The organism is Arcicella aquatica, from assembly GCF_034928825.1.
GTDB classification, from domain to species: domain Bacteria; phylum Bacteroidota; class Bacteroidia; order Cytophagales; family Spirosomataceae; genus Arcicella; species Arcicella aquatica.
In genome coordinates, this window is sequence record NZ_JAYFUL010000005.1 from 1 (window position 1) to 18,439 (window position 18,439).

At 35.8% G+C, this 18,439-nt stretch carries 13 protein-coding genes; 12 read left to right on the forward strand and 1 reads right to left on the reverse strand.

Going from position 1 to position 18,439, the window contains the following annotated elements; genetic code table 11:
* Nucleotides 1–251 precede the first annotated feature (251 nt).
* On the reverse strand, nt 252–1,427 hold the full coding sequence (locus VB264_RS04090) for a hypothetical protein (RefSeq protein ID WP_323247010.1): 1,176 nt from the start codon (nt 1,425–1,427) through the stop codon (nt 252–254).
* 219 nt (nt 1,428–1,646) lie between these two features.
* Between VB264_RS04090 and VB264_RS04095 the strand changes: the two genes are divergently transcribed.
* The 12 genes from VB264_RS04095 (at nt 1,647) to VB264_RS04150 (ending at nt 18,437) form a co-directional block, all read left to right on the forward strand.
* On the forward strand, nt 1,647–2,948 hold the full coding sequence (locus VB264_RS04095; RefSeq protein WP_323247012.1) for a hypothetical protein: 1,302 nt from the start codon (nt 1,647–1,649) through the stop codon (nt 2,946–2,948).
* Nucleotides 2,926–4,584: a tetratricopeptide repeat protein gene (locus tag VB264_RS04100; RefSeq protein WP_323247014.1), complete on the forward strand. Its 1,659-nt coding sequence runs from the start codon at nt 2,926–2,928 to the stop codon at nt 4,582–4,584. Before VB264_RS04095 ends, VB264_RS04100 begins: the two co-directional genes overlap by 23 nt.
* A gap of 91 nt (nt 4,585–4,675) precedes the next feature.
* Nucleotides 4,676–6,166: a cysteine--tRNA ligase gene (gene cysS, locus VB264_RS04105; protein ID WP_323247016.1), complete on the forward strand. Its 1,491-nt coding sequence runs from the start codon at nt 4,676–4,678 to the stop codon at nt 6,164–6,166.
* 38 nt (nt 6,167–6,204) lie between these two features.
* Nucleotides 6,205–6,993: a rhomboid family intramembrane serine protease gene (locus VB264_RS04110; RefSeq protein ID WP_323247017.1), complete on the forward strand. Its 789-nt coding sequence runs from the start codon at nt 6,205–6,207 to the stop codon at nt 6,991–6,993.
* A gap of 86 nt (nt 6,994–7,079) precedes the next feature.
* A complete protein-coding gene (locus tag VB264_RS04115) occupies nt 7,080–7,991 on the forward strand; it encodes a rhomboid family intramembrane serine protease (protein ID WP_323247019.1) in 912 nt (303 codons plus the stop codon).
* A 199-nt stretch (nt 7,992–8,190) separates the two neighbouring features.
* Nucleotides 8,191–10,152: a 1-deoxy-D-xylulose-5-phosphate synthase gene (dxs, locus tag VB264_RS04120; protein WP_323247020.1), complete on the forward strand. Its 1,962-nt coding sequence runs from the start codon at nt 8,191–8,193 to the stop codon at nt 10,150–10,152.
* A 77-nt stretch (nt 10,153–10,229) separates the two neighbouring features.
* On the forward strand, nt 10,230–10,625 hold the full coding sequence (locus VB264_RS04125) for a hypothetical protein (RefSeq protein WP_323247022.1): 396 nt from the start codon (nt 10,230–10,232) through the stop codon (nt 10,623–10,625).
* Between the two features lie 159 nt (nt 10,626–10,784).
* Entirely contained in the window at nt 10,785–15,116 is a 4,332-nt protein-coding gene (locus VB264_RS04130) for a CusA/CzcA family heavy metal efflux RND transporter (protein WP_323247024.1), read from the forward strand.
* Nucleotides 15,109–16,272: an efflux RND transporter periplasmic adaptor subunit gene (locus VB264_RS04135; protein WP_323247026.1), complete on the forward strand. Its 1,164-nt coding sequence runs from the start codon at nt 15,109–15,111 to the stop codon at nt 16,270–16,272. Before VB264_RS04130 ends, VB264_RS04135 begins: the two co-directional genes overlap by 8 nt.
* A 162-nt stretch (nt 16,273–16,434) precedes the next feature.
* Nucleotides 16,435–16,881: a Rieske 2Fe-2S domain-containing protein gene (locus tag VB264_RS04140; protein WP_323247028.1), complete on the forward strand. Its 447-nt coding sequence runs from the start codon at nt 16,435–16,437 to the stop codon at nt 16,879–16,881.
* Between the two features lie 100 nt (nt 16,882–16,981).
* Complete coding sequence (locus VB264_RS04145) at nt 16,982–17,893, forward strand: DUF5777 family beta-barrel protein (RefSeq protein ID WP_323247030.1); 912 nt, start codon at nt 16,982–16,984, stop codon at nt 17,891–17,893.
* Nucleotide 17,894: 1 nt separating this feature from the next.
* Entirely contained in the window at nt 17,895–18,437 is a 543-nt protein-coding gene (locus VB264_RS04150) for a YceI family protein (RefSeq protein ID WP_323247032.1), read from the forward strand.
* Nucleotides 18,438–18,439: the final 2 nt, after the last annotated feature.

Genomic DNA, 18,439 nt, shown 5'->3' on the forward strand with positions numbered 1-18,439 from the left:
GTGATTTAGTGATTTAGTGATTTAGTGATTTAGTGATTTAGTGATTTAGTGATTTAGTGATTTAGTGATTTAGTGATTTAGTGATTTAGTGATTTAGTGATTTAGTGATTTAGTGATTTGAAAGCCCATTCATGCTAAATGAGTTCCCCAAAAATCATTTTATTTTAACTTTTTCGAAAAAAAATCACTCAATCACTCAATCACAACTAAAATAAATCACTAAATCACAACTCACTCATTCACAATTAAATCTACCCCACTCTCGGGCAACGTTTAAATTCTTTTGTTCTGTCAAACAGGTAACGGTAAGTAATATATTCTTTATCTCTCGTTGTTCCTAGTTGTGAAACAAAACGATTCATTTTAGGATTAAAATCTCCTACCCAATTCATATCAATCGTTTCATACTGATAATGTGGGTTATCTCTACCAGCCTGACGGAAACGCAAAGCAATGGCAGACTCAACTCCTTTGCCTTGATAGTCTGGCACTACGCCAAAAATTACGCCACATGTACGAGTAATGACTCCACGCATTAGCAAAAGCATAAATTTCGCTTTTTCCCATACGCCAAATTTCCCGTTCAGGTGTTTTACAATCTGGTTAATATCTGGAATCACGATAAAAAAAGCAATCGGGCGTTCGCCAGCATAAGCAAACCACGTTAGCTCCTCGTCGATGATAGGCTTCATTTGTTTTACAAGGTTGCTCGCTTGCTCTTCCGTCATGGCTTTTACACCCGGGAATTTTGCCCAGCCTTCATTAAAGATTGTCCTGAAATCTTCTCCGTATTTTGCTAATTTACTCTTTTCGATATGACGGAAAGTATAATCAGGGTTCTCATAAATACGCCTAGCTTTTTCCTCTACCGTTGGAGCAACCGTAGCCGCACGAATCGGCGTGACATATACATATTGTTGGAAATAGTCTTTAAAACCATATTTTTCAAAAAACTGAATATAATAGGCCTTTGTCCAAGGCATTTTATAAGTAGGCTCAAATTGCCATCCTTTGGTCATCAATCCCCAAAAAGAATCTCTTTCTCCAAAATTAATTGGGCCATCCATTGCCTCCATGCCTTTGCCAGCCAACCAATTTTTACATGTATCAAACAACAAAAAAGCGGCAGATTCATCCTCAATACATTCAAAAAAGCCCATTCCTCCTGTCGGTTGTTCTTCCTTATTAGCAGTCTCCTGATTAATAAAAGCGGCTACTCTACCGATGGTTTTACCTGAGGTATCCTGCAAAATCCATCTGATGGCTTCACCATGCTTAAAGTATTTATTTTTTTCAGGATTAAAGGTATTTTCAATATCTTGGTCGAGCGGACGAATCCAATTTTTATCATACTCATACAAGCGAACGGGTAATAAAAGAAATTCTTGTTGGAGATGTTTATGATTAGCTACTTCTAAAATGGTCATTGTTGTTCGGTTGAATTATTTTTTTTCAAAGATAGAGGATTTTGTTATGAGATTTGCGTTATGAAATAAGACGCTCTATTAGCTTTCAAAAATATTAAGTACGAAATGGGAATTCCTTCATTACTATTTTTGACCTATAGTAGTTTACAAGGAAGACTTTTATTGATATTGAACTCTTGATGAAATTCTTTACTTTTACAACAAAAAACATCATTCCTAATGTCAAAATTTAATTATCCAGTTAGCGATCCTTTCGAAGCAAGAGCCGTAACTGAGCCTACTTTTGAGGAAAATATTTTTGAAAGCAACCTGTATGTAAATCTTGATCAGGTGCGAGGAAATGAATATCTTAATGATATAAAGTTTGACTTAGGTATTGGCGATGATGGTTCTTTTCATTTGACAAAAGAATATGTTAAACTGATTTTTTCTGGTCATATTGGTTCTGGTAAAACCATTGAGCTTAAACGTTTGCACCATGAGCTTAATCAACCAAGCCAGTATTTTTCAGTCTTTATAAGCATAGAAGAAGAATTAGAGATTTCAAGGTTTGAACCTGAAGACTTTTACGTTTTACTCATTACAAAACTGATTACACAACTTCAAGAAAATGGAATTAGTCGAAATACGGAATCGCTCAAAGAGTTAGCGAAAATGTTTTTTAGTGATACAGAAGTTAAAAAAGAAATTAGTGAAAGTATCAAAGATGAAATTGGCGTAAATGTAGAAGCAAGCATCGGCTTTCTTGATTTTTTTAAAATTGGTGGTTCATTAAAAAACCTTTTGGCAGGAGAGACTAAAACAGCTAAGGTAGTCCGTGAAGTAACTCGCAAAAACTTATTGCATTTGACTCAGCTACTTAACGATTATCTTTCAGATATTAGAACAGATATACAAAATAAAGACTTAGGACAAGATATCTTATTTATTATAGATGGTACTGAAAAAATCATGTTTGAGAAATATGAAACCCTTTTTGTACGAGATGCTAACGTGCTAATAGGTATTAATGCAAACATGATTGTAACTGTACGAATAGATGGTTTTTATCAAGTAGAAAAATCGCCTACTCAGTTTACTAATCGTTATGTGGTACCTATGATTCGTACTGATACCCCTGAAAATGGCAAAGCTCTTTGTAAAATCATTGAAAAACGAATTAATACTAATATCTTTTTTGAAGACACACAAGCACTTGATAAATGCATTTACTATTCTGGCGGATGTATTAGGCAATTATTCAGAATAGTTAGTGCTGCGATTCGTAGAACCAGAGGCAATAGTAAAATAAATATAGCCATCGTGGAAAGTGTAGTTGACGAAATTGGTAATACAATGCGTGAGGGTATTGATAAAAGCTATATAAAAATACTACAAGATGGTGATTTTGAACCCGCAGAAATAAAGGTAAAAGCAATGCTATATAGTACGCTATTATTGAAATACAATGGAAAAAGCTCTATTAAAATAAATCCTATCCTTGAAAAATACCTGAGAAATGCCAACGAACTTTCAGCTTGAGAAAGCCTATAATGATAATTTACTTGAAGAAATACAGTTTACATTACAAGACCGTAAAGAACCGACCATTGTAATGATAAGCGTACCAGATTATGATTTACAAGCAAGGATTTCATCAAGCCTCAAAGAAAGACTTTCTCAATACCAATTTTATGATATAGACCTTACTCCCTTTCACGTTATCTCTTTACATCAAATTCTTCAAGAAAAATTGCCCAAATCTATTATTGATTCTGAACGCATAAGTTATTGCGTCAATGTTTTTGGTTTAGAAAATAGCCGACTAAGCTCTAAAGATGGACAAATCGTTGATTCAGGTATGATTGCTCAACTGAATTTTGAAAGAGAAATTATTTTCCGAAAGCCCAACTATCTTACCATTCTGTGGGGTGACCATGATTTTTTTATCCAACTACAACGCAAAGCTCCAGACCTTTGGAGCTGGGTAACTAATTTCTTCGTCTTTAAACAAGACGAAGCATATCAAGAAAAAGCCCTTAGTCCTACCCCCAATAATATCCCTGCTAAACTACCCATCCGTGAAGAATATATCAAAAGTTTAAAAGATAAATTAGAGCACTTACCTCTTAATGACTCTGATAAGGGAAGAGCCATGCGAGAAAGACTGAATCTTTATAGTCTTTTAGCTAATGAATATGCTAAATATTTTGACTACGAAAATGCTAAAAAATATTATGAAAATGCAATTGGAATTGCGGAGAAGTTGAAGATTAATGGCTATCAACTTTTCAGGCTACTTTATAATTATGCTACCTTAAATTTGGATTTTAGAAGATTTGAATTGGCGCTAACATTTTATAAAAAAGGGATAAAAAAAGCTATTCAGACGAATGATTTAAATAATGTAGAAGGTAGCTATCATCAAATTGGGATAGTTTATCAAAGACAAAGGATTTGGGATAAAGCTTTAGAGAATTTTCAAAAAGTTATTGATTTACAAAAAAAAAATGTACCTAATAAACAATTAGGAAATACATATCATCAAATTGGAAGAGTATATGAAGAACAAAGGATTTGGGATAAAGCTTTAAGTAATTTTCAAAAAGCTATTGATTTACAGAAAAAAAATGGACAACAACATCAATTAGGAAGTACTTATCATCAAATAGGAAGAATTTATCAAGAGCAAAAAAATTGGGAAAAAGCCTTAGAAAACTATCAAAATACTATTGATTTACACCAAAAACAAGAACATTTATTAGGGGGTACTTATCTTCAAATTGGGATAGTTTATCAAGAACAAAAAATTTGGGATAAAGCTTTAGAAAATTATCTAAAAGCTATCTATTGGGATGAAAGAACTGGACAAGAACATCTATTAGGGATGACTTATCATATAATTGGAATATTCCATGAAGAGCAAAAAAACTGGAAAGACGCATTAGAAAATTTTTACAACGCTATCAATTGGAAAGAAAAAACTGGACAAAACTATCAATTAGGGATTACTTATCATCAAATAGGAAGAGTTTATGAAAATCAAGGCAATGATAACTTAGCTTTAAAAGAATATGAAAAAGCATTATCACTCACCCCTGAATATTTTGAAGAAGAAAAAGAAATCATAAAAGAATCTATCGAAAGAGCTAAAAATAAGTTGTCAGAGAAGTCTTAATGCATTTTGAACTCAAAAGCCTCTCAATCCATTATACTTTTATTAGTTTTGTAAAAGAAATCAATTTAGTCCACAAGAATAATCAAACTGAATGCAACCCCTAAAGATATACAATACCCTCAGCAGAGAAAAAGAACTTTTTACGCCCATCAACGCTCCACATGTGGGAATGTATGTTTGTGGACCAACTGTTTATAATTACGTTCACCTAGGAAATGTTCGTACGTTCTTAACTTTCGATATTCTCAATCGTTATCTAACTCATATTGGCTATAAAGTACGTTATGTAAGAAACATTACGGACGTTGGTCACTTAGTGGGCGATGGTGACGAAGGTGAAGACAAAATTGGTAAAATGGCGAAGCTCGAAAAGCTTGAGCCGATGGAAATTGTACAACGCTATACCAACGATTTCCATAAGGTATTGCTACAATTCAACTTATTACCACCTAGTATCGAGCCATCTGCCACGGGGCATATCGTAGAACAAATAGAAACTACTAAATCTTTAATCGACAAAGGTTTGGCTTATGAATCGCAAGGTTCCGTATATTTCGATATTGCTCGCTACAATGCTGAAGGTGGAAATTACGGTAAACTTTCGGGAAGGGTATTAGATGATTTATTAACGGAAACGCGTGATTTAGATGGCGTTGGCGAAAAGCGTAATCCACTGGATTTTGCCCTTTGGAAAAAAGCAGCACCAGAGCATTTAATGCGTTGGACTTCTCCTTGGGGCGATGGTTTCCCAGGTTGGCACTTAGAATGTACTTGTATGAGTACTAAATATTTAGGGGATACGTTCGATATTCATGGGGGTGGAATGGATTTAAAATTCCCACACCACGAATGCGAAATTGCCCAAGCCAAAGGAGTTAATGGCGTTGAACCTGTTCGCTATTGGATGCACGCTAATATGCTTACGGTGAACGGACAAAAAATGTCTAAATCACTTGGCAATTCATTTTTACCTAGTGAATTGGTTACAGGTTCGCATCCATTATTAGACCAAGCCTATAGCCCAATGACAGTCCGTTTCTTTATGTTGCAGTCGCAATATAGAAGCACGCTTGATTTTTCAAACGAAGCCCTAAAGGCTGCTCAGAAAGGCTACAAGCGTTTAATTAATGGTTTAAGAATTATAAAAAATATCGAATATTTAGCTGATGATTCAATCGCAGTTGATGAAAAACACGTATTAGAAGTAGAGAAAGGTATTCAGGCTTGTTACGATGGGTTGAATGACGATTTAAATACAGCAGTTGCCATTGCAGGTTTATTTAATTTGGTAAAGAAAATAAACCAAATTTACATGGGGCAACTACAAACTGCACAGTTAGGAGAACAAGTGTTTACATCCTTAAAAGAAAGTTTTATCGCCATTATTGAAAACGTATTGGGTCTTATTGAAGAGCCTAACGAAAACATTGAGGCTTTTGCCAAAGGAATGCTTTCGTTATATCGTGAATACAAAGAGGCTAAACAATACGATAAGGTAGATGAAATAAGAGGTTACTTTAAAGCTAATGGGCTCGTTATCAAGGACATGAAAACTAAAATTGATTGGGCATACGAAGAATAGTCGTAAACTTAATTTCGCTTAATCTATAAACAATAAAAATGAGAACTCCGGGTTTAACGCCTATTGTTAGGGCATTGATGGCTATCAATATCATCGTATTTGGTGTTGAATATTTTGGTCATAAAGAGATGATTGTGTCGGTAATGGGGCTTCATTACTTTACTTCTGAGAAGTTTTTACCCTTTCAGTTTTTAACATCTATTTTTGTTCATGCCGACCTTCGACATCTTTTCAACAATATGCTCGGATTGTTTTTCTTAGGGCCAATGTTGGAAATGTATTGGGGAGAAAAACGTTTTTTAACGTTCTTTTTAATAACAGGAATGGGGTCTGGCTTGTTATATATGGGATTGAAATATTATGATTATTCAACACTTGAAGCAGCCACAAGGGCATACATTGAACATCCAGATTTAAATCAGTTCAGTAAATTTCTGTATCAGTATTTTCCAGACGGAATACCTCATAATGCTTATGCACTAATTGAAGGGAATCCAAACAATATTACCGTACAGAATTCTGTTCTAATTGCACAGGAATGTTTGAGGTCTGTGTTGGATACTCCACTAATCGGAGCCTCTGGAGCAGTGTTTGGGGTGATGGCTGGCTTTGCTTTGCTTTTCCCTAATACAGAACTTATGCTTTTTTTACTTCCAATCCCAATAAAAGCAAAATATTTTGTAGCTTTATTGGGTCTATACGAGCTATATGTTGGTATGAACAAAATGCCTGGCGATAATGTAGCACATTTTGCCCATATCGGTGGAATGATTTTTGCCTTTATACTAATTAAAATCTGGGGCAAAAATAGAAACTCCTTCTATTAAAAATAATAACATTTTGTTTTTCAATCTGTTATATTGAAACATTGATAATTTTTGAGTAATATTAAAGTTTATAAAGGAATATAAAAATGAGTGGGATTTTAGATGACTTTAAAGATGCTTTTTCCAAGCGAAATAATGGTTTAATTCAGCTGATATGGTTGAATGTAGCTGTATATGTGGTGATGTTGCTGGTATTGATAAGTCTTACAATTTTCTTCAAAAAAGCTGAATTGTTCGACAATGCTTTGTCATACCTAAGCCTCACGCCGTCGTTAGGTACTTTTTTGTACCGCCCGTGGACGATTCTGACTTACTCATTTTTCCACTCTGTCAATCCCATTGCCCATCTATTACCTAATATGCTAATGCTCTATTGGTTTGGAGCAATCATTCAGGAATTTTTGGGAAGCCGCAGGCTAATCAATCTATACATTCTGGGGGCAATCTTCGGAGGTATCTTTGCATTACTTACGTTTAACTTTATTCCTTATTACCAAACAGGCATCAATACTACTATCATTGGGGCTTCTGGCAGTGTAATGGCAATTATGTTTGCCGCCGCTACTCTTGCACCCGATTATACGTTCTTCCTGTTTTTAATTGGCCCTGTTAAAATAAAATATATTGCCTTCTTCTTCTTTTTGATTTCATTGGCAGGTGCTATTGGTATCAACGCTGGCGGAGGTATTGTGCATTTGGGTGGAGCTTTGCTAGGTTATTTATATGTAAAACAATTGCAGGCAGGCAACGATTGGGGAACACCTATAGATGCTACGGTAGATTTTTTCAAAAGAATTGTGAATCGTACCGAAAAACCTAAAATCAAAGTGGCTTATCGCCAAAAAGAAACATCTTATAATAGCTCAAGTGTAGGTGTGGGCGTGGGCTATCCAGATGAAGACGAGGTAGATGCTATTCTAGATAAAATCTCACGTTCTGGCTACGAAAGTCTGACAAAAGAAGAAAAACAAAAGCTTTTTAAAGCTTCACAGAAGTAAAAATATAACCATTTTCATTAAAAAGGTCAAGTAGAAAATCTGCTTGACTTTTTTAATTAATACTAAGCTTAAAATATTTCCGTAAATTTGTTAGCTTGTTGCTAAGTTTCACCTTAGATTCTTTCTATATTTAACTTTCAGTCAAACATTTTAAGGATAAACAGGGTTATCTACTTACAATTTTCACTCGAAAAAACCCATGCAAATTATACCCGGAAAAATATTAGCCCAAATTAACACTCCTGAAGATTTGAGGAGGCGTAATCGCTCAGAATTGTTACAAATTTGTGACGAACTACGTCAGTACATTATTGATGATGTATCGGTGTATGGCGGACATTTTGGGGCTTCACTTGGTGTGGTTGAGTTATCAGTAGCACTTCACTATGTCTTTAATACCCCTAACGACCAGTTAATATGGGATGTAGGGCATCAGGCTTATGGGCATAAAATTCTGACGGGTCGTAGAGATAAATTCCATACTAATCGTCTTTATGGTGGTATTTCGGGTTTTCCGAAACGCAAAGAAAGTAAATATGATGCCTTCGGCGTAGGGCACTCTTCTACTTCTATTTCGGCAGCCTTGGGGATGTCTGTAGCTTCTAATTACAAAGGAGAAACAGACCGCCAGCACATTGCCGTAATTGGTGATGGTTCAATGACAGGAGGAATGGCTTTTGAAGCGATGAACCATGCGGGAGATATTCCAAATAATATGATTATCATTCTGAATGATAATTGCATGGCTATTGACCCTAACGTAGGGGCTTTGAAAGAATATCTTACAGATATTACTACTTCGCATACTTATAACAGAGTAAAAGATGAAGTGTGGAACCTGTTAGGCAAGATGTCAAAATTTGGCAAATCTGCTCAAGATATTGTTTCTAAAATAGAGAACGGACTGAAAGCTACTTTGCTGAAACAAAGCAATTTATTTGAGTCTTTGAATTTACGATATTTCGGTCCTATTGATGGGCATGATGTAGAATATATGGTAACGGTGCTGAATGATTTGAAAAACATTCCTGGACCAAAAATATTACACTGTATTACCACAAAAGGCAAAGGCTATGCCTTGGCTGAAAAAGACCAAACCCTATGGCATGCCCCTGGTAAGTTTGATAAGATTACGGGCGAAATCAAAAAGAAGTATTATTCTACGCCCCAGCCTCCTAAATATCAGGATGTTTTTGGGCATACCATTGTAGAATTAGCAGAGAAAAATCCGAAAATTATGGGTGTAACACCTGCAATGCCTTCGGGAAGCTCGCTGAATTTGATGATGAAGGTAATGCCAAACCGTGCGTTTGATGTAGGAATTGCCGAACAACATGCCGTTACTTTCTCGGCAGGAATGGCATCTCAAGGTCTTACTGTTTTCTGTAATATCTATTCAACGTTTATGCAGCGTGCTTACGACCAAGTAATTCACGATGTAGCCATTCAGGAATTACCCGTTATTTTCTGTTTAGACCGTGCTGGTTTTGCTGGTGCCGACGGCCCAACGCATCATGGTGCTTATGATATTGCCTATATGCGTTGTATTCCGAACATGATAGTGTTTGCTCCGATGAATGAAAAAGAATTGAGAGACATTATGTTTACCGTTTCTGATGATGAGTTTAAACAACTGAAAAGCTGTATTTCTATCCGTTACCCGCGTGGCGAAGGGATGATGCCAGTGTGGAGAACTGACTTTGAAAAAATTGAAATCGGTAAAGGACGAAAAATAAAAGATGGAGAAAAAGTAGCGATTCTTACGCTAGGTCATATTGGTAACTATGCAGTACAAGCTTGTGAAGTATTAGAAAAAGAAGGACTCAATCCAGCACATTATGATATGCGTTTTGTAAAACCTCTGGATGAAGAGATGCTCCACGAGATTTTCCAACATTTCGACAAAGTAATCACGGTTGAAGATGGTTGTATTCAAGGTGGCTTTGGTACAGCAGTTGCTGAATTTATGTTGGATAATAACTATTCAGCACAAATTAAGCGATTGGGTATTCCAGACAGAGTAGTTGAGCATGGTGAACAAATAGAGTTGCATCATGAATGTGGCTTTGACCCTGATGGAATTGCTGAAGCTGTTAGAAGTATTCTTGGTACAGAAAAGAACTATCAGAAAACAGATAATATTAAGGTAATTTTAAATTAGAACATTATAAGGAATAAACCAAAGGCGAATTAATTTTTCGCCTTTTTTATTTTCGCATTATTGACTACATTTGCTCAATGAAACAATTTACAGCCATATTGCTAAGTTTTGTCATCTTTGTAGGGAGTTTGTTCCCCAAAGCTGATGCTTTGCAGTTAGCCAAAGTTGGAGAATTAGTAAAACATTACAATCAACACAAAAACAGTTGGAATGAAAATATTAGCTTTCTAGAGTTTTTGGCAATGCACTATTCTGCTACGTCTAAACACTTCAAAACAGCTAAACATTCTCATTCAAATTTACCAAACCTGAATTCACATAACACTACAACGCTATGTGAACCTACGTTTGATAAAAAAATTGTCCTCCCCTTTGTTGCTATCTTCAAAGTTTTTTCTGAACCAAACTTCGTTTGGAAAAATTTCTATCGTTTCTCTATAGTGCAGACACTATTCAACCCTCCTCGATTCTAATTTCCTTAAGCAAAATCCGCTTTGCTATTTCTTATCATTCTTTCCTCACGAAGTTTCCTTCGTGAAAATACCTTTATTTACAATAATGAGCTTTTCCCTTAACGGGATTACAAATTTTGATGTCTTAAAATTTGGGCTCTTCTTCTTGACATACATACAATGATAGATTCAATCATTCGATTCAGCATATACAATAAGCTGACAATCGGCTTATTGGTATTGGCATTGGTGACGTGGGGTGGGATTTCCTTAACCCAGTTGACCATTGATGCCCTACCAGATATTACTTCAAATCAGGTACAAGTAATCACTCAATCGCCTGCTTTACCCGCATCAGAAGTAGAAAAATTCATTACTTATCCACTAGAAATCTCGTTAAGAACCGTTCCGAATACCAAAGAAATTCGTTCTATATCAAGAATGGGCTTATCGGTCATCACAGTCGTTTTTGATGATGATGTGCCTACTGAAAAAGCCAGACAACAAGTTTCTGAAAAACTCAGAGAAGCCGAACCAAATTTAATTCCTGGGGCTGGTCGCCCAGAGATGGCTCCTATTACAACAGGTCTTGGCGAATTTTATCAATACACCTTAGTGGTTGACCCCAAATTTAAAGATAAGTATTCGTTAGCCGACTTACGAACGCTTCAAGATTGGGTAGTTAAAAGACAGCTATTGGGCATAAAAGGAGTAGTTGAGGTAAGTTCTTTCGGCGGACATTTAAAGCAATACGAAGTCGCCATTAATCCAGAAAGGCTACGAGCAATGAACCTCAGTATTGCAGAAGTATTTCAGGCCTTACAAGATAACAATGCCAACTCGGGCGGTAGTTATATCGAAAAAGGAACAGATGCATACTTTATTCGTTCGGAAGGGCGAGTAAATAGCTTACAAGACATCGAAAATGTTGTGATTACTACCCGTGCAGGTATTCCCGTATTGATTAGTGATGTTGCCAAAGTTCAATTCGGTCATGCTGTTCGTTATGGAGCGATGACTCGTAATGGCGAAGGCGAAGCGGTTGGAGCCGTTGTCCTATTACTAAAAGGAGAATCTGCTGAAAAAGTGGTTGTTAGTGTTAAAAAACGAGTTGAAGAAATTCAAAAGTCTTTACCAGAAGGCGTAAAAGTAGTATCATTTATTGATAGAAGTAAGCTTATCGACAAGTCTATTGGTACTGTACAGAAAAATTTGATTGAAGGAGGTTTAATTGTAGTATTCATTTTGGTTTTACTCTTAGGCAACCTTAGGGCAGGTTTAGTGGTAGCATCGGTAATTCCTCTCTGCTTGCTATTTTCTTTCGCACTTATGAACCTGTTTGGCGTTTCAGCCAATTTGATGTCGTTGGGTGCTATTGACTTTGGGTTGATTGTAGATGGGGCGGTTATCATTGTAGAAGCCGTTGTACATAGATTACATACACGCACAATTCCAGAAAATCATAATGGAGAAGCATACGTACTCACCCAGAACGAGATGAATGAGTCAGTGTATGACTCAGCAGTAACCATCCGAAAATCTGCTGCCTTTGGTGAAATCATCATCTTAATTGTTTATTTTCCAATTCTTGCTCTCACGGGTATTGAAGGTAAAATGTTTAGACCAATGGCCGAAACTGTAAGTTTTGCTATTGTCGGAGCATTGATTTTATCGTTGACGTATGTGCCTATGATGTCGTCATTGTGTTTAAGCAAAAAGATTGACCATTCTGAAACGATTGCTGACAAAATTATCAACTTTTTGTACAGATTCTATCAACCAATCATCACTTGGGCATTAAATAAGAAAACGATTATTTTAAGTACTTCGCTGGCATTTTTTGTAGCAAGTTTATTCCTATTTGGTACTTTGGGAGGTGAATTTATTCCAGAATTAAACGAAGGTGATTTTGCAGTAGAAACAATACTGCATAGCAATGCTTCCTTAACACAGAGTGTGAATTCGAATACCGAAGCACAAAAACTTCTACTTCGTGAATTTCCCGACGAAATCGAGCAAGTAGTATCCAGAATTGGGTCATCGGAAATTCCTACAGATCCAATGGGTATTAATGCCTGCGACTTAATTATCGATTTGAAAGACGCTAAAGTGTGGAAAAAGGCTGAAACGATGGAAGAGCTTGCTCAGAAAATGGATGATGCTTTGAAAGATATTCCGGGTGTAACTTTTGAATTTACACAGCCCATCCAAATGCGTTTCAATGAATTGATTGCAGGAACAAAATCGGATGTGGCGATTAAAGTTTTTGGAGAAGACCTTGATATTTTGTTCCAGAAAGCGCAAGAAATTGCCCAAAAGGTACATCAAGTACAAGGTATTGCAGATTTAAAGGTACAACAAATAGATGGCGTACCACAGATGGTAGTGACTTACGACCGCCAGAAAATTGCCCAGTACGGTTTAAAAATCAGTACCCTGAATACGCTACTGAAATCAGCTTTTGCTGGTGAAGAAGCGGGCGTTGTTTATGAAGGCGAAAAACGCTTTAGCTTAGTTATCCGTTTGGATTCATCGTATCGCAAAGACATCCAAAACATCAGAGATTTATATTTGGATTTACCCAACGGTGGAAAAGTTCCATTCGCGGAAGTAGCCAAAATTGATTATAAAGATGCCCCCTCTGAAATTACTAGAGACAATGCGCGTCGTAGAATTTCAATAGGGATTAACGTTCGTAACCGTGATGTAGAAAGTTTGGTGAAAGAGGTGCAAAGCATTATAGACAAAAAAGTAAAACTGCCCGTTGGATATACTATAGAATATGGAGGTGCTTTCGAAAACCTACAAGCAGCTAAAAGTCGCTTGTTTATAGCTGTGCCTGTGGCACTTTTCTTGATTTTTGCACTTTTATACTTCACTTTCAATTCTTTTGTAGAAGCCCTGATTGTATTTGTAGCCATTCCACTTTCAGCAATTGGTGGTATTTTATCACTTTGGCTTCGTGATATGCCTTTCTCGGTTTCAGCAGGCATTGGTTTTATAGCACTTTTTGGGGTAGCAGTTTTAAACGGTATCGTACTGATTTCATACTTCAAAATTTTAGAAAAAGAAGGCATAAAAGACATCAACAAAAGGATTTTAGAAGGAACCAAAACTCGTTTTAGACCAGTCATGATGACAGCAGCAGTAGCTTCTATGGGCTTTTTACCAATGGCGCTGAGCCATTCGCCCGGTGCGGAAGTACAAAGACCTTTGGCAACTGTAGTAATTGGTGGTTTGATTACAGCTACTATTCTGACTTTAGTAGTACTCCCTGTGATTTATAGTCTGGTTTTTAATAGAATACCTAAAACGCCCAAAGGCATAGCCACTGTTATTGTGCTATTATTGATAAGTACTACCACTTTTGCACAAAACAATACGCCACAATCATTACAAATGTGTATTGATAAGGCTATTCAGCAGAACCAAAACTTAAAGATTTCTACCCTAGAAATCAAAGGAAATCAGACATTGGTAAAAACTGCTCGGGAATTACCTAAAACAAGTTTTGATGCGCAGTACGGTCGTACACAAGTGTTTGATGGCAATGATGTCACCTTTTCAGTAGGACAAGCTTTCGCTTTGCCTAGTTTATATAAAGCCCAAGAAAACCTGTTAAAAGGTAATGTTTTAACGGCTGAAAAGCGTGCTAGATTAACTAAAACACAATTGATTGGTGAGGTTAAAAGCATTTACTTTCAGATTCTATATACTAATCAATTCATCAAATTGCTTCAGCAACAAGACAGCCTTTATCAAAGTGCATTCAAAGCAGCCTCTGTACGTTATAAAACTGGTGAAACGGATTTGTTGGAGAAAGTATCTTCAGAAACACGATTAAGAGAAATACAAAATCGTATTCAGCAGGTACAAGCTGATGAGAAAAATCTGTATCAAACCTTACAATTTTTGATGAATACTCGTGAAAACTTCGTGATTGATTATAGCATTGATACGCAAAAAACGCTTTTGTTGAGTAATGCGCAGTTGGCTTCAAATCCTTTCTTAGAAATCATCAAACAGCAAAGCGAAGTAAGCAAATTACAAACCAATTTGGAACAACAACGGTTGAAGCCAGATGTAAGAGTAGCATTGACCAACCAAAGTATTGAAAAACATTTCAATCAAAATTATGTACAAGTGGGCATCAATGTACCGATATTCACGAAGGCTCAGCAAGCAAGAATCAGTGCTTCTAAAATCAACGAAGAGGTAATAAATCAGCAATATCAGTATGCTGAAAATCAACTACAAAGTCAGCTAAATTCCTTGAAAATTCAGTTCGAAAAAGCGGATAAGTCTTTGAATTATTATAAAAATTCAGCGATTCCACAAGCCGATTTAATAGCCAAAACGGCCGCTAAAAGCTATCAGGCTGGTGAGATAGAATATGTAGAATTTGTGCAGAATATCACACAAGCTTGGCAAATCAAAGAAAAGCATCTAGCTGAATTGCAAAATTTCAACCAAATTATTATCAACATCGAAACATTAATCGGAAATGAATAATTCTCAAAAATATTATATCAATACACTTCAAAAGTGTGTTGTGATTGCCTTTATTTTTTTAATAAATGTATCTTGTTCTAAACCAAAAGAAGAAGAACAGGAGAATAGTGATCAAAAAACAGACATCTTAACATTATCTGCTGAACAGGTAAAAAATGCTCATTTAGTGTTGGGAGCTTTTGATAAAACCACTATTTCAGATGAAGTAAAAGCCAATGGTATAGTAGATGTACCACCTATGAATATGGCATCGGTAAGTATTCCTATTAGTGGTTATGTAAAAAGCACCAATACTCTTCCGGGATCTCCTATTAAAAAAGGAGGAGTTTTAGCCACTATTTACAGCATGGATTATATCCAATTGCAACAAGATTATTTACAGGCTGTAAGTCGCCTAAAATTCTTAGAACAGGAATTAGAGCGCCAGAATGTTCTGAGTAAGGAAGATATTGGTGCTAAAAAGAAATTGCAACAAGCTGATTCAGAGGTGTCTTCTATGAAAGCTCAGACCAAAGCTTTGGAGTTAAAGCTTGAATTGATAGGTTGTTCGATAGAAAAACTAAAAAAAGGGCAACTTTCGTCTTCTATCAATATTACTTCACCCATCGAAGGTTATATCAAAACAGCCAATGTATCTATTGGTAAAAATGTTGCTCCTACTGATGTATTATTTGAAATCGTAGGAAATACGCATAAGCACATAGAGCTAAAAGTTTTTGAAAATGACATCAATAAAATAAAAATAGGACAAAAAATAGTAATCGAACATCCTACTTTTTCTGAAAAGCCTATGATGGCTACTGTATTTCTGGTAGGTAAGAACGTAGAAGCCGACAGCAAAACCATTAATATTCACGGGCATATTGATGATGAAGTAATGGAAAGCAAACTTACTGTGGGGCAATATGTAAATACTAAAATTTTTACAGGAAAGCGAATTGTGAATACATTACCCGAAACTGCCGTTGTAATTCATAATAATGATGGCTTTATTTTTATACAAACCAAAGAAAATACTTTTCAACAAATTCCTGTCAAAATTGGAACTACTGAAAAAGGAAATATTGAAATATTTACTAAAAGGAATATTGATAATCAACAAATTGTAAAACAAGGTGCTTCTATTTTACAAGCGATGTTAGCTAGTTCAGAATAAAGTAAAAATTAATTAATTCTATTGGACGCAACCATTTAGAACGAAGTCCTGTATATCTCAATATATGATAAAAATCATTTAAACATTCTTATTAAGATTATATATTTAACAGATTCTAATCGTTGTACCAAAGTGAACTTTTTCAATTAATTATTACAAATTATGAATACAATAGAAGAAAAAATGAATCGCCTTACTTTTCTAAAACAATTAGGTTTAACAGGAGCAAGCTTAATGGCCGTTTACTGCGGAGTAACCATGACTTCCTGTACTAATGAAGGAGATATAGCAGGGCCACTACCTACTGGCGGAATAACCTTTGATTTATCGACAACTGCTAATGCAGCTTTGCGTACAAAGGGAGGATACGTTGTGGATAGAACCAATAATATCGTTGTGGCTTATACTAATGTAGGTACTTACGTTGCTGTAACCCTTATTTGTAGCCATGAAGGACAAAAGAAAATTACCTATGCAACTGATAAATTCTACTGTACTGAACACGGAGCAACTTTCGATAACAGCGGCAAAGGCACAAATAGCAATGGTAGTGGTGGCTTAAAAACTTATACTGTCACTCAAAGCGGGACAATTTTAACGGTAAGCTAGAGACCCTACTACCAAAAATTACGTATGTCTTTAATGACAGTAAACTACGAAATGGCTTCATGATGTATTGAAAGCCATTTCGTTTAAAAAAATCAGCATTATGAAAAAATATCTATTAGTATTCAGTTTCTTATTGAGTTTCCAAAGCTTTTGCCAAGACGACCTTATGGATATGCTTAACAAGCAAAATGAAACAAAAACTGAATATACTACCGCAACTTTTAAAGCTACGCGCTTAATCAATGGACAGACTATTGAAACTGTTAATAAGAAACACCTTAATTTCTGGATTTCTCATAGATTTGGAGCAGTCAATTCAGGATTTATTGATAATTTCTTTGGACTAGACGAAGCAAAAATCAGACTAGGCTTAGAATATGGTTTGACCGATAACCTAACGGTTGGTGTGGGTAGAAGTTCGCAAGAAAAAACTTACGACTATTACTTAAAATACAAAGCTATTCGCCAGTCAACTAATGTACCTGTTACTGTTACGGGGTATGTGAGCGGAGCAGCCAATACGATGATTACAGGTTATACCCTTGAATCAGGCTCAACATTGAAGTTTAATGATAACCTTGAGCGTCAAACTTATTGCGCACAAATCTTGATTGCTCGTAAATTCAGTGAGAAACTGTCGTTACAAGTCATGCCCACCATTATTCATTTCAATAAAACAGAGGTTGCAGATATGAAAAGCGAAGTGTTGTCATTAGGTTTTGGGGGAAGATACAAACTTTCTAAAAGACTGAGCTTAAATGCCGAATATTACCTCACCGACCATGGTACTAGCAGTGTTTCTAGCAAATATCACAATTCTTTAGCCATCGGTTTTGACATTGAAACAGGCGGACACGTATTCCAGTTGCATTTCACGAATTCAAAAGGAATGATTGAGCGTCATTTTATTGCACAAACCCTAGGACAGTGGAGTAATGCTGATATTTTTTATGGATTCAATATCTCCAGAACATTTAGTTTTGATGGAAAATCAAACAAAAAAAAGAATTAATATGAAAAACTACTTCCTTACTTTTATTGGTACTTTGTTGATAAGTCAAGCGAGTTACGCACAGTTATTTTATACACAAACAGGCAAAACTAGCTTTTTTTCTAAAACGCCTTTAGAGGATATTTCAGCAGTAAACGGTGCGGTTTCATCTATTTTGAACACGACTACCAACGATATTGCTGTCAGAATGAACATTAATCAATTCAAATTTCCGAACAGATTGATGGAAGAACACTTTAATGAAAACTATTTAGAATCTGAAAAGTATCCAGCAGCCACCTTTAAAGGTAAAATCGCCGAGAAGATAGATTTCACCAAAGAGGGCAGCTATGACGTATCGGTAAAGGGCTTCATGATGATTCATGGAGTAACCAAAGAAAAAACCATTACTGGAAAACTAACAGTTGGAAAAGAAGGTATTACTGTAGATTCAAATTTTGAAATTGCTTTAGTTGATTACAAAATAGACGTTCCTAAATTAGTATGGGAAAAAATTGCGGAGAAAATAGCAGTGAAAAACAATTTTAGCTTGATAAAAAAGTAAGA